The 15,806-nt window shown below is 70.1% G+C and carries 17 protein-coding genes; 4 read left to right on the top strand and 13 right to left on the bottom strand.

The window, feature by feature from the left end:
- Positions 1 to 250: 250 nt before the first annotated feature.
- The 3 genes from ACWCO8_RS00710 to ACWCO8_RS00700 all read right to left on the bottom strand — a co-directional run bounded on the left by ACWCO8_RS00710 (position 251) and on the right by ACWCO8_RS00700 (position 3,035).
- Positions 251 to 1,795: a YfjI family protein gene (locus tag ACWCO8_RS00710; protein ID WP_451030256.1), complete on the bottom strand. Its 1,545-nt coding sequence runs from the start codon at positions 1,793 to 1,795 to the stop codon at positions 251 to 253.
- Positions 1,792 to 2,046, bottom strand: a complete 255-nt coding sequence (locus tag ACWCO8_RS00705) for a hypothetical protein (protein WP_451030255.1) — start codon at positions 2,044 to 2,046, stop codon at positions 1,792 to 1,794. Before ACWCO8_RS00705 ends, ACWCO8_RS00710 begins: the two co-directional genes overlap by 4 nt.
- An 83-nt stretch (positions 2,047 to 2,129) precedes the next feature.
- Positions 2,130 to 3,035, bottom strand: coding sequence for a bifunctional DNA primase/polymerase (locus tag ACWCO8_RS00700; RefSeq protein WP_451030254.1), 906 nt, complete (start codon positions 3,033 to 3,035; stop codon positions 2,130 to 2,132).
- Here ACWCO8_RS00700 and ACWCO8_RS00695 point away from each other — a divergent pair.
- Positions 3,034 to 4,167 carry a hypothetical protein gene (locus ACWCO8_RS00695; protein ID WP_451030253.1) on the top strand — a complete coding sequence of 378 codons (1,134 nt, stop codon included), beginning with the start codon at positions 3,034 to 3,036 and terminating at the stop codon, positions 4,165 to 4,167. The genes ACWCO8_RS00700 and ACWCO8_RS00695 overlap by 2 nt on opposite strands.
- A 10-nt stretch (positions 4,168 to 4,177) precedes the next feature.
- Here the strand turns inward: ACWCO8_RS00695 and ACWCO8_RS00690 are convergent, their stop codons facing one another.
- A complete protein-coding gene (locus ACWCO8_RS00690) occupies positions 4,178 to 4,819 on the bottom strand; it encodes an XF1762 family protein (protein ID WP_451030252.1) in 642 nt (213 codons plus the stop codon).
- Between the two features lie 32 nt (positions 4,820 to 4,851).
- On the bottom strand, positions 4,852 to 5,355 hold the full coding sequence (locus ACWCO8_RS00685; protein ID WP_451030251.1) for a hypothetical protein: 504 nt from the start codon (positions 5,353 to 5,355) through the stop codon (positions 4,852 to 4,854).
- Between the two features lie 236 nt (positions 5,356 to 5,591).
- On the opposite strand from ACWCO8_RS00685, the gene ACWCO8_RS00680 reads away from it, so the two are divergent.
- A complete protein-coding gene (locus tag ACWCO8_RS00680) occupies positions 5,592 to 5,843 on the top strand; it encodes a hypothetical protein (protein WP_451030250.1) in 252 nt (83 codons plus the stop codon).
- 20 nt (positions 5,844 to 5,863) lie between these two features.
- Here the strand turns inward: ACWCO8_RS00680 and ACWCO8_RS00675 are convergent, their stop codons facing one another.
- The 7 genes from ACWCO8_RS00675 to ACWCO8_RS00645 form a co-directional block, all read right to left on the bottom strand.
- On the bottom strand, positions 5,864 to 7,966 hold the full coding sequence (locus ACWCO8_RS00675) for a hypothetical protein (protein ID WP_451030249.1): 2,103 nt from the start codon (positions 7,964 to 7,966) through the stop codon (positions 5,864 to 5,866).
- 3 nt (positions 7,967 to 7,969) lie between these two features.
- Positions 7,970 to 9,550, bottom strand: coding sequence for a hypothetical protein (locus ACWCO8_RS00670; RefSeq protein WP_451030248.1), 1,581 nt, complete (start codon positions 9,548 to 9,550; stop codon positions 7,970 to 7,972).
- A 94-nt stretch (positions 9,551 to 9,644) separates the two neighbouring features.
- Positions 9,645 to 9,968 carry a hypothetical protein gene (locus ACWCO8_RS00665; protein ID WP_451030247.1) on the bottom strand — a complete coding sequence of 108 codons (324 nt, stop codon included), beginning with the start codon at positions 9,966 to 9,968 and terminating at the stop codon, positions 9,645 to 9,647.
- A 20-nt stretch (positions 9,969 to 9,988) separates the two neighbouring features.
- Positions 9,989 to 11,062: a phosphoadenosine phosphosulfate reductase domain-containing protein gene (locus ACWCO8_RS00660; protein ID WP_451030246.1), complete on the bottom strand. Its 1,074-nt coding sequence runs from the start codon at positions 11,060 to 11,062 to the stop codon at positions 9,989 to 9,991.
- Positions 11,059 to 12,063 carry a DUF2637 domain-containing protein gene (locus tag ACWCO8_RS00655; RefSeq protein WP_451030245.1) on the bottom strand — a complete coding sequence of 335 codons (1,005 nt, stop codon included), beginning with the start codon at positions 12,061 to 12,063 and terminating at the stop codon, positions 11,059 to 11,061. Before ACWCO8_RS00655 ends, ACWCO8_RS00660 begins: the two co-directional genes overlap by 4 nt.
- Positions 12,060 to 12,335, bottom strand: coding sequence for a DUF6303 family protein (locus tag ACWCO8_RS00650; protein ID WP_451030244.1), 276 nt, complete (start codon positions 12,333 to 12,335; stop codon positions 12,060 to 12,062). Before ACWCO8_RS00650 ends, ACWCO8_RS00655 begins: the two co-directional genes overlap by 4 nt.
- Positions 12,335 to 12,598 carry a DUF6284 family protein gene (locus tag ACWCO8_RS00645; RefSeq protein WP_451030243.1) on the bottom strand — a complete coding sequence of 88 codons (264 nt, stop codon included), beginning with the start codon at positions 12,596 to 12,598 and terminating at the stop codon, positions 12,335 to 12,337. The genes ACWCO8_RS00650 and ACWCO8_RS00645 overlap by 1 nt, the downstream gene beginning before the upstream one ends.
- 618 nt (positions 12,599 to 13,216) lie before the next feature.
- Between ACWCO8_RS00645 and ACWCO8_RS00640 the strand changes: the two genes are divergently transcribed.
- Positions 13,217 to 14,350 (top strand): XRE family transcriptional regulator, encoded by a 1,134-nt coding sequence (locus ACWCO8_RS00640; RefSeq protein WP_451030242.1) that lies wholly within the window; start codon positions 13,217 to 13,219, stop codon positions 14,348 to 14,350.
- On the opposite strand, the gene ACWCO8_RS00635 is transcribed toward ACWCO8_RS00640, so the two are convergent.
- Positions 14,334 to 15,110 carry an NUDIX domain-containing protein gene (locus ACWCO8_RS00635; protein ID WP_451030241.1) on the bottom strand — a complete coding sequence of 259 codons (777 nt, stop codon included), beginning with the start codon at positions 15,108 to 15,110 and terminating at the stop codon, positions 14,334 to 14,336. The genes ACWCO8_RS00640 and ACWCO8_RS00635 overlap by 17 nt on opposite strands.
- A 154-nt stretch (positions 15,111 to 15,264) precedes the next feature.
- On the opposite strand from ACWCO8_RS00635, the gene ACWCO8_RS00630 reads away from it, so the two are divergent.
- A complete protein-coding gene (locus ACWCO8_RS00630) occupies positions 15,265 to 15,408 on the top strand; it encodes a hypothetical protein (protein ID WP_451030240.1) in 144 nt (47 codons plus the stop codon).
- Positions 15,409 to 15,806 lie beyond the last annotated feature (398 nt).

Here is a 15,806-nt window from a genome sequence, read left to right as displayed (position 1 = left end):
TGACAGAACTGACAGAACCTCGCCGTATGGCCTCTGAGCTGCGGTTTTCGTGGCTTCATTCGCTGTGACAGAACCTCGGAAAACTCTGACAGAACCTCCGGGCGGGGGTTCTGTCAGAGCGGGCCGCTGGGCGGGGTCGAGGTTCTGTCAGGGTTTCCGGAGGTTTTGTCAGTGCTCCGGAGTGCCTGTTTCCGCAGGTCAGATGGCTTGTCGGGAGGTTCTGTCAGTTCTGTCGGTGGGGTGGGGGGTTTCAGGCGCCGGGGGTGGCGCGGGGGTGGGTCTCGTAGCGGGGGGATGGCGGCCGGCCGCCGCGTCCGTTGCGGGGCGGCGGGGGCTGCTGGCGTACCCAGCCGTGTTCCTCCAGGAGGGTCAGGGCGGGGTCGAGGTCGCGCATGGCGGGGAACTCGCTCCGGGGCACGGCGCGGAACAGGTCGCGCTTCGTGAACGCGGTGGTGCGGGTCTCGCGCAGGTGGGTCAGCACGGTGTGCGCCGCCGCGAGTGCGGGATCGGCGCCCATGGCGTCGAAGACATCGAGGGCGTGGGCGGTGAAGTAGTCCCCGAGCTGGGTGGCGGCGGCCATGGTCTCGGCCCCGATGGGCAGGTTCCAGGCGTCGTCGGGGTGGGCGGCGAGGTGGAGGAGTCCGGCCATGCGGGCGACGGCCCCGTCGCGCTTGCTGGCCCAGTTGATGATCGGGGCGAGGGATCCGCCCTTGTCGAGGCGGGATTCGGTGACGCGCTGGTACGCGAGCAGGACCGCGTCCGCCTCGGGCGACAGCGTGAGCGTGGCGGGCTCGGTCCAGGCCGCGAGGGTCAGGGCGAGCCGTCCGAGCTTCTCGGCGTAGGCGGCGGCGGTGTCCGGGGAGAGGAGTTGCGGGGTGAGGTTGCGGCGGCCGACGAGGGATTCGGGCTTGGAGTAGAGGAACCGGGCGAGCAGGCCGCGTCCGTCGGCGCCTTTGATCTGGCCGATGGCGTCGAGGACGGTCGGCTGTACCGCGAGGCCCATGGTGATGGCGGGGTTCTCGATGTGCTGGGCGTCTCTGGCCTGCCGGTTGACGCGGGCCAGGTCCCCGGCGTGGCCCTTGAGGAAGATGCCCATGTTCGGGGTGCCACCGGAGTAGCGGCCTGCGATGATCTCGAAGATCTCGCCCTCGGGGGACAGGATCGAGATCCGCCCGTCCTGCTGGGCGAGGAGCGTGGTCAGGGACTCGGCGGTGACGTCGTCGGCGATGAGCTGCGGTTCGGCCGGGACCACGGCTCGCTCGGCTGCGTCCGACAGGGACACGGCCGAGGCGGTCAGGTCGGCCACCTTGTCCGGCTCGGCGTTGGCGGCCAGCTTCTCGGCCCGCTCGGCGGCGGCCTTCGCGATCCGCGCCGATGCGGCGGCTTCGGCGCGCTGTGGTGCGGTCAGTTCGATGAGTGCCTGCTCGGCGGCGAGCAGGGGCTTGGTCATGAGCCCGAACACGGCGGACTTGCGGTTGCCGGGCGGGAGGGCGACGGCGGTGTAGAGATTGACCGGCTCGCTCCACTGGCCGCGCACGCTGACGGTGAGGCGGCCGCCGGCGGCGGTGCCGATGACGGCGAGCGCGAGGCAACCGGCGAGGTCGACGGGGGTCTGGGTCTCCTCGGCGACCTCGGCCGTCATGGCGCCGAGCCAGCCGGGCAGCGCGTCGATGGGGAAGGCGGGGAGCGGGCCGCGCGGGTTAATGGGTACCGGCTCGTCCCAGACGGGCCCGGCGACGTCCTCGGCGGACATCTCCTCGAACCCTGCCCACAGTTCGGAATCGTGCGTGGTCATGAGGCGGCCCTCCCTTCCTTCAGGAGCGGGCACAGGTCCCGGTGGGCGGTGTGGTCGGCGACGAGGGCGAGTACCTGCCGGTGCCCGACCGCGCTGCGGTCGCGTCCGCACTCACACCGGGACGTGGCGGTCGGGATCGCGCGGGGGCTGGGCATGCAGACGTGGAGCATGCCGACGATCCGGGGCCCGGCGGTCGGCTGCGGGTCAGAGCTATTGGGGACGCCTTCGGCGACGCCCTTCGGGGCGCCCACGGTCCGCAGGTGGCGGGGCTGTTCGGCGGCTGCGGGGCAGTCGGGGGTTCCGATGCTCTTAGTAGGTGGGGGCTGGGGCTGGTTCATGCCGGCCGCCGGGTGGGGTTGTTGGCGACGGACCAGTTCAGGGCCCTGGTGATGACGTCGTCGTAGTAGCGCTGGGACTCGCTTCCGCCCACCGTCGCAGCGCTACTAAGAGCCTGCTCGACTTCCGCCCGGTCGAGGTCGCCCGTGGCGATCAGCCGGCCGAGTGCTCGCGCGGCGCGCAGGAGCGTGCTGTTGCGGATGCCGTCCGTCGCCGTGGCGACGTTGTGGCACTCGTTGCGCAGGGCGGCGGCCGCGTACGCGGACGTCTTGCCGACCACGAACACCGGCACCGCCCGCATGGGCCGTTGGGCGGGCCGCAGAGCGTTCGCGAGCCAGTCGGGCAGGGGAACGGGGGCGGTGGCGTCCGCGACGTCGTACGAGCCGGTGGGGAGGATGCTGCCGGGGGCGACGACGTAGCCGCCCCATGCCCGGGTGTCGACCTTGCGGGCGAGCGTCCCCGCCGTCGACCTCAGCCGGACACCGGTCGGGGCGGTGAAGTACAGGTGCTCTCCCCCGCTCGCGGTCCGCACCCGGTAGGTCGCCGGGACGGCCTGTCCGGCGCGCTCGCAGAGCGCCTTGAAGGAAGTCACGCCGTCAGGCGTTCCTTCTCCGTCTGTCGGCTTGAGCGTGTCGAGGTCGACCACGAGCAGCCCGGCCGGGCCGGTCGCGACGCCGACGTTGTACGGCCGCATACGCCACGCGGCCCGGATCAGGTCCGGGTCGAGGGTGGCGCGCTGCTCTGGGACGAGGTGATCGTCCGCGCACCGCCCGGTGCGGGGGCAGTGTTTGGCGGAGTGGCCGGCGGGCCGCTTGTCGCCGGGGCGGAGGGGGAAGACGGGCCAGCCGCGTTCGGCTGCCTTTAGTGCTGCGCGGAGCAGCGCTAAGCGGGGGTCATGGGTCATGCTGGATGTCTCCAGTTCTCTGAGAGGTGCTGGCAGGCGAGGGCGGCCCCGGTTCTTGGTCGGATGGGGGTCGCCCTGCTGGGTTCTGCCTGGTCCCGTTGTCAGTGGGGGCAGTTACGGTCGTTGGATGACGACTCTTGATCTCGTTCCGGGCCTGATCACGACGCGTGAGGAAGTTGCGCTGGCTTACGGCGGCTCGGTGTACAGCGGCGGGATCGTGCCCGCGAAGGATTCCGAGAAGGTGTTCGTGTACTCCGACCCGAGCGTCGGAGAGAAGCACGGCTACACCTTCGACGGGCGGGCCGATGACGATGAGTTCGGACCGCTGTACCTCTACACGGGCGCCGGCCCCGAGGGACATCAGCAGATGGCCCGCGGCAACAAGACCTTGATGGAGACCCTCACGGACGGCCGAGAGGTCCACCTGTTCGTTGCCGATGGCCTGGTGACGCCCGGCAAGAAGCTCGTGAAGCAGCGGTACATCGGTCAGGTCGTCGTCGACGCCAACCTGCCGTACGTGGTCCGCAAGGCGCCGGACAAGCACAACGACATCCGCAACGTCTATGTCTTCCGCTTCCGGCCCGCCCCCGGTGCCCAGCTCACCTTCGAGCCTCAGGACTCGGTGAAGCCGGCGAAGACGGGCAACGTCATTGACCTTCCCATCGAGTGGCCCGACATCGTCGTGGAGGAGGTCAAGGGGAAGAAGACGGAGAACCACACGACGAGCAAGACCGTCGCGAACATCACGGGCGGGCCGCGGACGGTGCTGCGACGCGAGGGCCAGTTGATGACTGCGTTCGAGGCTTTCCTGACCGAGGCGGGGCACGAGTTCAAGAGTTTCCAGATCACCGTGGAAGGTGAGCCGGGTGCGCTCGTCCCTGACCTGTACGACGTCACTGCGAACGTCCTCTACGAAGCGAAGGGGCTGACCACCCGCGCCAACGTGCGCATGGCCGTCGGTCAGCTCTTGGACTATCGCCGGCTGCTGAAGAAAGACGTGCCCGAGGGGCTGCGCGTCGCCGTGCTGCTCCCGACCCAGCCCACCGCAGATGTACGCGAGTGGCTGGAGTCCGAGGACATCACCCTCGTCGTGCAGGACACCGACGGCTTCAGTGGCTTTCCCGTCCCCTAGCTGTGATGTCTCAGGACGTTGGTGTCGCCGTGCGGCGCTCGCGGTAGGCGCGCTGTCGGCAGGCGTGTGAGCAGTAGCGAGCCGGGCGTCCGGTTGCTGTCGTGGCAACCAATCGCCTGCATGAGCGTGCTGCGCAGCGGCGCCGCGTCCGCCGGGTTTCGTCACGCGGGAGCGGCAGCGGAACAAGGGGCGGCGCGTCCTTGGTGGTGATTTCCCACAGCGTGCGGGCGACTTGCTCGGTCCCGAGGCTGCGTCGGGGGCGACTCGGAGCGTTCCAACCAGCTCGTGCGTGCCGGTCAGCTGCGCGGCGCCATCCGACGGCGCGCAGACTGGCGCCGCTCTCGCTTTCCTGGGTGTAGGCGATAGCCCGTCGATACCCGCTGGCTTTGGCAGTGCGCCAGGTGGCGCCGTACAGCGCGGAGCAGGCGTTCGGGGTGCCGTCGGTGGCCAGTCGGGTGACCTCGACGGTCAGGCCGTCGTCGTAGGCGCGGGCGATGGGGCGGCCCACGATGGCAACGCCGACAAGCCGCCCATCCTCGGTCACGGCTCCGAGGGAGAACTTGTGCCCCTGCGGGGCGGCGTGATGGCGGTGGACGCGGTCGACGTACGCGCACGCGTCCCGGAAGGACATCGGTACAACGGTGATGGCCATGTGGGCGGCCCCAATCTCCTGAGGTGGGACACCTAGCGGTGGTTGATGGTGCCGTTGGCACGGCCGAACAGGCCGGTGGCGGTGATGCTCTGCGTGATGTGCGTCGTAGTCCCGGTCCCGCCCCCGCCGCTGCCGCCAGCGCGCCGGACGGTCCGAAGAAGGAGCGGGACGGCGACGACGGCGGCGACGACGAGGGCGGCGGCGGACCAGAGGGCGTGGCTCACGGCGATGAGTCCCGGAGCGGCGTAGGAGAGTCCGATACCGGCGGCGGCGAGCCCGCCGCCGACCGTGGGTGCGAGGAGCGCGGTGGTCTTAGCCCATGCCGGGATCGGCTGCGCGGTCGAGGTCGGCTGCGCCGCGGGCGTGGGGGGTTGGGTGTAGGCGAGGGTGCGGACGCCGTTGGGGAGGGTGACCCAGTCGACGCCGGGCGGGATCTCCGCCGGGAGGATCACCGGCTGCTGAACGACGGTGGGTCGGTAGTACGGGTCGCCGTAGCGGGTCGCGGTGGTGCTCTCGTACAGGGTCTCGTAGTGCACAACGGGGTCCCTTCAGCGAGGCGGCCGGCACCCTCGTTGAGGGGTGCCGGCCGGTGCTGTGCTTGTCGTGCGGCTTGTCGCTTGTCTTGTCGCGCGCTTGTCTTGTCGCTTGTCGCCTGGCAGGTCACAAGCCGTTTCCGCCCTCAGTAAGCCACCCAGGCCCCTTCTCGCGGGCGTGGGCGACAAGCGACAAGCGGGCGACTGTGGGGTGGGGTGTTCGGACGTATCGTCGGGGCATGACCGACGACGCGACCGGGCGCCTGGACCTTGACTCTCATGCCGAATTCAGCCTGTGGATGCCCGACGTGGTCGTGCTCTTCCACTGGCTGATGGAGCTGGACTTCGACGAGCTCCCCGTGAAGCATCGGGCGGAGAAGCAGGCGTTGACGGATCTTCTGGCGCGGCTGGACGAGTGGGCTCTCGGCACCACGCAGGGCGACCTGGAGCGGGCCCGGGAGATAGTCGCCCGTGACATGGGGTGGGAGTAGCCGCCTCGCCTAGGCGGTGTTCAGCCGTCGGCGCTGGGTGCGTGGCGGTGGTGGACGTAGCGGGCTTTGGTGCCGGCGCCGATGCGAACGGCGGTGCCGTCGTCAGTCCACGTCCTGAGCCAACCGACCACGGTCTGACGGGACGTGCCGTACTCCTCGGCGAGGGCTCGCGCGATCGCCGACGCTCCGGTGCCCTCCGATCCGGCGGAGAGGAGCAGGGCGAGGGCGGCCTGTCGCGCGGCGTTGTCCTCGTCCCGCAGCGCGGACAGGTTGAGCCCGGCCGTTGTGGGCGGCTGCTCGGCTACCGGGTCGGTCCCGTTGGGCTCGGGGGTGGTGGCGAACTGGGCGTCGATCTGCTCGCGGAACCGCCGCGCGAGCGCGTCCGCCTCGGACTCGACCGCGGGCGGCCGCTCAGTGCGGAGCGCGGACAGATTCAGGCCCTCCGGCCTGCCGGGTGACTCCTGTCCGCTGTCGACCGGGTTGTGGATGTGTGTGCGCATCCAAGCGGTGCGGTCGGGGGCCCACCGGTCGGTGTAGGCGATGCCTGCAACGTGGCGGGAGGTGTCGTCGAGGGTGGGGTGCATGGTGCTGGTGGCGGCGACGATGTCCCGGATCTGGTTCGGCAGGATCCGCCAGTTCTTGAACAGGGCAGCGGGGGACTCGGGGGTGCCCATGAACCCGGACCCCTTGTAGGGGGCCTGGTCGACACGCAGGCCACGGGAGCCGGGGAACACCTTGGACAGGTCCATGCCCTCAACCTCGCCGCCGGTCAGGCAGACCCGGGCCTTGGCCTCGCGACGGATCATCAGATCTCCCAGGACGGATCCGGTGGCGCCCAGGGCGGTGAGGACCGTGCGGATGCCCATGGCACGCTGCGTCCGGATGATCTCCAGGATCTTCTTGGCGAGTTCCTTCATGCGCCGGTCGGTGCTGGTGAGGATCTCGGCGCCCTCGTCGATGAGGAGCATGATCTGGGGAATCTTCGGGCTGACGGGAAGCTGGTCGGTGTTCCGCTCGGCCATCAGGTCCTGGTAGGCGACCTTGCGGTGGTAGCCGATCGCGAGCGCGGTCTCCAGCATCACCACCGCTTCCTCGTAGGAGGCCGCGAGCCAGTCCACCCCCGGCGTGAGGCCATCGACGAACCGGCCCTCGGCGTCGAGCGCGGGGCGCACCCAGGGCAGGCCGGCCGATCCGGCGTTCAGGTCGATGACCCAGGTCAGGACGTCCGTGGTGCGGGCGAACCCGGCCAGGATCACGTGGACCATGTTCGTCTTGCCCGACCCCGTCGGACCGACCACGAGCGCGCACTGCTCGCGCAGGTGGACGCGGATCTCCTCGGCGTTGGTGCGGTAGCCCCAGGGGATTCCGGTGTAGATCGACAGCGGCGTGTACTCGGTGGGGTAGGTGATCTCCTCGGCGAGCACGTTGACGGTGGTGACGTCGATCAGGACGCGGCCCTGGTCGATGCCTTGCGAGGCGGCGGCGGTGCAGCCGTGCGGGAGACGGGCATCCGCCGACAGGCGGGCCGACTCGCGGGCGATGCGGTCGTAGGTGGCGCCGCCGGGCGGGAGTTCGGCGTCGATCGTGAATCCGGTCCCGGTCGGCCACATCTCCACCGCGAGGACGCGGATGGTGATGTTGCAGACGCGCTGGATCCGGTCGACCCACTCGGCCGCGATCGCCCGCCGCTCGGCGGACAACTCCGCCGCGACCTGCCGCTCAGCCTGCGCGAGGGCCTCCAGTTCCCGGGCCTCCTCGTGCAGGAGCGTGGAGCGGGCGGCGGCGCCGAGGCCGACGCCGAGGGTGGCGAGGGAGCCGAGCGCGGCCCAGGTCAGGGGGCCAGAAGCCATGGCCCAGGTGGTCCATCCGGCGCCGACCAGCCAGGACGCGGCGCGCATGGTGATGGTGCGGGCGGAGAGGCGGTCGCGGAGGCTGGTGATGGTGTGGCCGATCGCGCCGGCGGCGCCGACGGCGAGGGCCCAGCCGGGGGGCATGCCGGTGGCGGCGCCGGTGGTGGCGATGGCGAGGGCGCCGGTGGTGGCGGACAGGGCGCCGGTCACGGGTCCGTGACCGGCCGCCCAGTCCCACACCGGCCCCGTGGTGGTGGCGGTGTTGTTGACCATGGGTTAGACGTTCCATCCCTTCTCAGCCTCGGTCCCGTTGCGCGGGTCCTCGTGGCGGGCGATGTCCTGCTCGTGCGCGGTGCGGAACAGCGGCCCCATGTCCTCCGCGACCGCGACCGCCGACATGAGCGCGCCGAAGATGTCGTTGAAGCCGTCCGCGACCTCCTTCTCCAGCGGGAACTCGGAGTCGGCGCGCTCGGCCAGGATCCTCATCACGTTCGCCACGCTCGTGAGCGCGGCCGGGAGCCCCTCGACCATGGCGAGGATCTCCATGGCGTTCTCGGGGTCGTAGCTGTTCGCGGCGGTTTCCATCTCCGCCGCGTGCTCCTCGAACCGGAAGCCCGACATGTTCTCTCCCTCGGTGTTCTCGCTGGTGGTGGGTGCTGCGGGGACGAGACCGGCGGGACGCTCCGCCTGGTCTCCGATCTGCTCGGATCCGTCGGCGCCGGCCTCGGCTTCGATGGCGGCCTCGTCGTCCTGCAGCGCGGCCCGGATCGCCTCGTCGCGGGCCGCGCGCTGTTCGGCGGCGGTGCACATGAGGCGGGCGTAGAGGCGCCGGCCGGGGTGGACCAACCACGGAATGCCGAGCTTCCGGCCGAGCGGCGAGGTGAGCATCCCGACGATGCCGAGTGCCCCGGCGAGCAGCGCCGCGAGCAGGCGCCGCCGTTGGAACCGGGCCGCCGACCTGCGCAGAGCCCTCCGCGCCGCCTTGCGCGCGGGGGCCTTGCGGACCTGGTCACGCTGCGCGTCGAGGCGACCGGCAGCACGACGGTCCCGCGCCGTGCGGGCGCGCTCTATCGCCGCCCCACGGGCCCTCCCGATCCGCCCGGCGGCCCTGCCCACCGCCCGGCCGACCGGCCCCCTCTGCGCACGCGACGCGGACCGCCGGTCGGCCCTGGCCTGACGGCGGGCGTCCGCCACCGAACGGCGGGCGCCCGTGGTGTCGTTGCGGCGAGTGGCCCGCGACGGCGAGGCCTGCCGGGCCGTATCCCGCAAGGCCTTGACCTGCCCCACACGGCCCGCAGACCTGCGGGAAGCCGTGCCCGAACTCGGCGTGGATGTACCTGCCGTGGACGTCTTGCGGGCGCGGTTCAGCCCGGCCGACTTCTTCCCGGCCGGGGAGGATCCCGCGGTCGCCCGGGATCCGGCGCCGCGTCCGCGACCACCGGACTTAGTGGTGCCGGCGCTCCCGTTACGGGACTGCGTCGGCACCCGCCCCGCACCGCGCCGACCGCCCAGGGCCGCCCCCGCCGCACTGCCCGCGCGGGCCGTACGGCCGCTCGTGGCCTTGTTCTTGGGGTTGATCTTGCGGTCGCGGCGGTGACGGGTGGCGGCGACGGTGCCGAGGACGACCGCGCCGGTCGCGGCGAGTGCGAACGCGGCCGGGCCGCCGACCAGCGCGGCGGCGGCCAGGAGCGTGGTGGTGGCGTTCGTGCCAGTCACCGCGAGCGGAACGACCGGCCAGCCGCCGGGCGTGTGCTCCACGACCGCGGGCGGGGCGGGTGCCGGTTCGGGAGTCGGGGGCGGGGTGGTGTCCGGAGGGGCGTCGGTGCCTTCTACCGGTGTGATGGTGGTGTCCGTCATGCTGTTGTGCACTCCTTCGCGGAGAACAGCAGGGCCCGCACGCGATGCTTCCTACGGCGCGGCGTACGGGCCCTGCTGGGCGAGGTGTTGCAGGTCAGGAACGCGGAACGTGATGGGCGGGGTGGGCGGCAGCCACCTCCTGCCAGCGGCGGTGATCCGCAGCGCTCGCGGCCGTGAGCCGGGCGCGGAACTCGCACCCCTCGACCCCGCACGCGTACACGGCCGTGCCGAGCCGTTCGACCAGGCGCATGAGCAGCGCGCACACGGTGCTCGCGGCACCGAATCCGCACGCGACGGTCAGAGCGAACGGGACGTCGTAGCTGTCGAGTCGGAGCGCGATGCTTGCGCCGCAGGCGGTGGCGACCACCATGGCCGCCCCGCTCGCGAGACGTAGGTTGTGGAGCTTGGGGCTGTTCACCGGGCTTGTCTCCTGTCGTGCTAGGCGGCGTCTTGGCGGGTGAGGGTGTCGTACTGGCTGGGGGTGATCAGGCCGGTGTTGCGCCATTCGGCGAGAAGGTCGGTCTGCCCCTCGATCGCGTCGCACTTGGTGCACAGCCGCCCGGCAGAGCGACTCTTGCGCCCCCCGGGCGGTCGCTGGCCCCACTTGCAGGCCGGAAGTCCGGCGGCCTGGGCCTCGGCTTCCAGATCGCGCAGAGCCTTGGCCACCTGCGGGTAGAAGAACTCGATCTCGTCGAGTTCGTCGGGCTTGGCGAACGCTCCGCACAGGCACTCGCCCGACATGTGCAGGTGGGCAGTGACCTCGTTCAACGGCAACGCACCCAGCGTGCACAGCCGGTGTTCGGCGTGCTCGTGCGGGAGTTCGCAGCGGTAGCGGACGCGGTACTCGCGCATGTGGGCGTCGGTGAAGTGGACGATCGGGCAGACCCAGATCAACGAACCCTCCCGGTCGACCTCGGCCGCGTTGCGGAAGCGCCGGTCGGTCTCGGCCCACCGCATCCCGGACAGGTAGACCACGTTGCGACCCCGTCGGCGGCCGCCGACGAGTTCGCCCCGCAGGCGCTGCAGCGGCTCGTCCTTCAACCTGCGGTACATCACCGAGTGCCCGGCCGGGCCGGGGAAGCCCTTCCAAACCGGGCGGCCGATGTTCTTACCCCGGGTCGACAGCACGTTGCCGAGGACGAGATCGCGGTAGGAGTGCTTCGGGCGCAGTTCATGGAGTCGCAAGCCCCAAGCGGCACTCACGTCGCGCACGTGCTGGGTCGTCTCGGGAATGCCAATGCCGGTGTTGACGTGCGCGATGGCATCCACGCGCGTGCGGAAGAGGTGATTGACGACCACGGAGTCGTTCCCGCCGGAGAACAGGCCGATCGTCGCGACGACCGGAAACGCCGCCAGCACGCGATCGACGACGGCGTGCGCTCGCGCGATGGCTTCGTCCAGGGTCAGGGCCTCGGGATCGACCTCGGCCTTCGGCGGCCGCCCTGAAACCCGGTCGGCCATACCCGGGAACATCTCGGCGACCGTCTGCTTCTTCCTGCTGCGGGCCGTCACGACACGGCTCCCTGGAGCGCGCGGCCGCCGGCGGTCTCGCGGTGCTCGGCGTACCGGGAGGAGACCCACCCGACCGACCAACCACACAGCTCCACAGCCGCCCGGACCGACAGCCCTTCCGTGAACGCAGCGGTCACGATCTGACGGGCATGATCCTCGGGCAGCTTGTCGTTCACCGGCCCGCCGGCGAGCAGCACGGCCCGTTCACGAGCCGCCCGCTCCGAGCGTTCCAACTCCTCCCGCCGGGCGGCTGCTTCGCGCTCCAGACGCTCGGCCTCACGGCGCTGAACGGCCTCGCGTTCAAGGCGTTCACGCTCCCGCTCCTGCTGTTCACGCTCGCGCTCACGCTGTTCACGGGCCACCCGCTCCACCCGCTCCCGCTCCTGCTGCTCGGCACGCTCCAAGCGCCGCGCCGCCTCTTCCCGCTCGGCCTGTTCACGGGCGAGGCGAGCCTCATGCTCACGCTGTTCACGAGCCAGGGACTCGGCGTGCTCGCGCTCCTCGCGGACCCGCCGCGCCTCGGCCTCACGCCGCTCCCGGATCTCCCGGTCGCGCTCCGCCTGCTCGGCCCTCCGCTCGACCTCCAGCGCCGCCAGAGCGGCGGTGATGGCCCGCCGGTAGGCGAGTCCGGTCTCCGCCGTGACGATCAGGAGAAGGGGTGCGACGGCGTGCACGGCAACGCCGACCAGGTCTTTCCTGAGCGCGGAGTCCGCGACGTTCAGGGCGAGCGTCATGCAGCCGGTCATCCACCGCAGCACGATGGGCCACCGGCCACCATGCCCGCCCAGACGGGCGAGGACCGCGTCCAGGCGGACCACGATCACGACCGCCGCGTCGACCACGAGCGGCAGGATCGGCGCCGTCCAGTCCCACTTGTCCGGGGTGTGGGCCGCCATGAGCGGTGTGACCGTGAGGATGGAGTAGAGCATCGCGCCGGCCACGATGAGCCATGTGCCGACCGACAGAGCGCGCTCGGCTGAACGGATCTGAACACTGTTCATCCCTGGGCCTCCCGCACCTCGACCGACGCGATCAAGTACGCCCGGGAGGTCGGGTCATCCGGCCACGGGGTGGTCTCCGTCCAGCGCCACTCGGCGCCGTCCGTGAACACGTAGCCGAGCGCGTTCAGCGCCCGTGAACGCTCCCGAACGGTCGGCACATCACCCGACCCCAGGTCGTACTCGGGCCAGTCGGCGACCGGCCCGGGCAGCAGCACGTAGAGGCGCCACCGGTCGTTCCGGCCGGACAGGTGCGCGGTGATCGTCGCGGCCATCACGCCACCTCCCGCGTGCCCGTGCTGGCCTTGTTCGTGAGGGCGGTGCGGGCGGCGAGGACGCGGCGGCGGGCCCGGCGGATCCGCCGGGCATCCAGCACCGACGGCATGCGGTCGAGCGTCGCGATCCGCGCGTCGAGCAGCTCGACCTCCGCCAGGATCAGCGGCATCTCCTGCTCGATCGCGTCCAGCTCCGAGTCCGACGGCTCACCGTCGAACGAGGTGGCCGTAACAACGGCCTGAAGTGCAGCGATGGACTTCATTGGGTGTGTTCCTCTCATACAGGAACGGCCCGAACAGAGCCCCCGGTGCTCCAACACCGGGGGCTCACGCCGTTAGAACCAGAACTCCTCCGGCTCCCCTCGACCCCGCCCGTACGGCCCAGCGGGCCGGACGGGCGGAGGAGGCAGCCGGCCGCAGCATGAGCTGCGGAATTCGTGGGTGGTGCGGATCAGACCTCCTACTCGCGTGGTGCCGCTGGCCCCGGGGAGATCTGGTTCCCGGAGCGTTGGCGGCGTCAAGGTGGCCACGCGGTTCTTTAGAGCCGACGGCGTGTCCCCCTACGGGGTGTGGGGCCCGGTTGTGACGCGGGCCCGGTCTCGGTCGGCTGGTCTCCACTCGCCTCGCCGGCGTGTTCACGGTCGTAGTGCTGCGGTGGATCACTCTGTTGAGTTGTGGACACACCGGATCCGGACCCTTTGGGTCTATCTGGTGCGCACCAACAGATTGACATCTGGTGCGCACCAGATGCAACCCCTGGTATCAGGTGCGTGTCGGTGTGCTTCTCCAGGGAACGGCTTGAGTTGGGTGCTTCGATAGCCAACTGGGGTTAACCTCAAAGGTGTTAACCAGCTCTCACCTGGGGCTTTACGGGAGGCGGAGTGGCTAAGGGGTTGAGAACAGTCCGGACCGCACGAGGCTGGTCCCAGGACCGATTGATCTACGAGATGCAGCGGTTTGCGGAGCAACGGCTGCTCGACATCGCCTCGGCCGCGAGCCTCAAGACGTACATCTCGGAGTGGGAGAACGGCCGACGCGCGATCACGGATAGGTACGCCGCGATCCTGAGGCCACTCCTGGGCATCACGGATGAGGAGTTGCGCGGCCTGGTGAGCGCACCTGAGCAGCAGGCAGACGGCTACGCAGACCTGCTGAGCCGAATCGATGCGGCGGGCAGCCTGAGCGAATCCATGGTCCCGTCGTTCCTGGCCCAAACCGAGCTACTCCGCACCATGGACCGCCAGATGGGCGCGACCGGCCTGGTCGACCAGATGAACGGTCACTTGGCAGCCATGGAGGAAGCGCTGACCTTCGCTGTTCTGCCCGGCATGCGGAAGCCCATCGCGACCGCGCTCGCCGGAGCGTCCACCCTGGCCGCATGGCAGGCGCTGGACGCCGGTGCGGTGGATAGGGCTTGGCGTAGGTATGAACTCGCCAAGAAGGCCGCGCAGGACGCTGACTCCCCGCTCTACCTCGCGCACGCCATGGGCGAGCAGGCTTACGTGCTTGCGGACGCCGGGCGACCCCAGCTCGCCGTCGAGTTGGTACGAGACGCTCAGCGCACACAGCCCGAGCGTCAGTCGCCGCGGCTTCGTGCGTGGCTAGCTGCCGCAGAGGCCGAGTTGTGCGCGGCGGCGGGGGAGGGCTGGGAGTCGGAAGCGCGGGCAGCCCTTGAGCGAGCGACCTCGCTGCTCCCTGATGACGGTGAAGTCCGCGATGCCGACATGCTGAGCATCTTCCTCAACACGGATCACCTGGCGAGGTGGCGTGGAAACGTCCTTGCCAAGCTCGGGGATGCCTCAGCAATGGAGGAGCTGTATACCTCTCTGGCCAGCGCGGACGCGTCCTTCGTGCGCGCGACCTCCGGCCTACACTGCGACCTCACTCAGGCGCACTTGGCCCGGGGGGAGTTGGAGGACGCGCGGTCGCACCTTCAGCAAGCCAGGTTGCTGGCGAACCGCACGGGTTCCGTGCGGTATCGCCGGCGTGTGGACCTGCTTATCGATCGCCTCTAGCGCGGGACGCGAGGATGTGGAGCAGGGCCACGAGGGTGCCTGACCCCATGAGTTTGCCCTCGGACATCAACCGGGGGATGTCGTCCAAGGGGATCCAGGCGACCTCCCCGGCCTCCTCTACGTCCGTGGGCTCACCGACCTTCTCAGCGCCACGGGCTACGAAGATCTCGTGTGGCGAGTCGACCATGCCGATCATCGGCTGGTAGCTCACGACGTGCTCGACCGGACCGGGGCGCCAGCCTGTCTCCTCTTCAGTCTCGCGCGTGGCCGTAGCTGCAGCGTCCTCGCCCTCGTCCACGATCCCGCCGGGAAGCTCCCAGCCCCATTGCTCTGGGACGAAGCGGTATCGCCACAGCATCAGCACACGGTCTTGGTCATCGACCACAGCGGTGACGGCCACACGGAAGAGACGCACAACGTGATGCTCGAAGCGTTCCACGCCCGGAGGCTCCACGTCGACCAGGTCTAGATTGACCCAACGGTTCTCGTAGACGTGGCGGGAGCCGTGGATCTTCCAAGGCTCCCGGTCGGCCGGCGTCGGGGCGGTTCCGCCGCCGAGGATCCGGTACGAGCTGCGGTCATGGGCCCGGATGAAGTGCTCGCTCACGAGTCGGGCGAGCACCTGACGCAGCGCGGTGCGGCCGATATCAAGTTCGGCGCTCAGTGCTCGCTCGGATGGGAGTTTGTCGCCGGGGCCGTATCGGCCCGATTCGATCCACGAACGGATCGTCTCGTAGACCCTCTGCGTCTTGGGTCCCATCCTCGGCGCACACTCCCGGATCGTCGGCTGGTGGTGGCCAGCGTAACGGGGGAGGAGCGCGGCTGACTCATCCATCTGCCTATCTCGCTTCCGTGAGTGACTATCGAAGGTGACTGGGGCGTCTCGAGCGGGTCTTCCTAGGGATGGAGCTCCCGTGACCATCGCGACCGCCACCCCCGAGGATCTCGCCAAGCTCTTGGGCTCTGGGGACGAGGCAGCATCCTGGCTGACGGCCCTTGGCACCGACCAGTGGCGTCGCCTGTACCCCGGAGACAAGTTGCTGGCCACGATCGAGTAGGGCGTTGCCCTCATGGTCTGCGACGGCGCCACGACGACGGCGACGATCACTCTGACTCGGAAGCTGAGGACGGCTCTGGACCGACCGAGAGCTTTCCGAACTCTCAATGTGCGTGACCAAGTTGACGGTGGCCCACACGTACGCCGGTAAGTATCTCGGTGGTCGGCTGCTCAATTGGGCTGGGGATCGGGCGTCTCGTTCCGGCGCGATGTGGCTCCGGCTCGACGCCTGGACCACCAATGAGGCCCTCCAGCACTAATACCTTCGACACGGCTTTGAGCAAGTCCGCACGGTCACGGAGGGCGGAGTGGTGAACGGGCGGGCCGCGCGTCTCCGGTTGGCTGGCACAGCGGGCAGCGGAACCGTCAGCCTGCCGCGAACTCGTAGATCGGACGCGG

It is taken from the genome of Streptomyces sp. NPDC001927, assembly GCF_053594455.1.
Note: the sequence above shows the minus strand (reverse complement) of the source record. Positions and strands in the feature narration are given on the sequence as shown.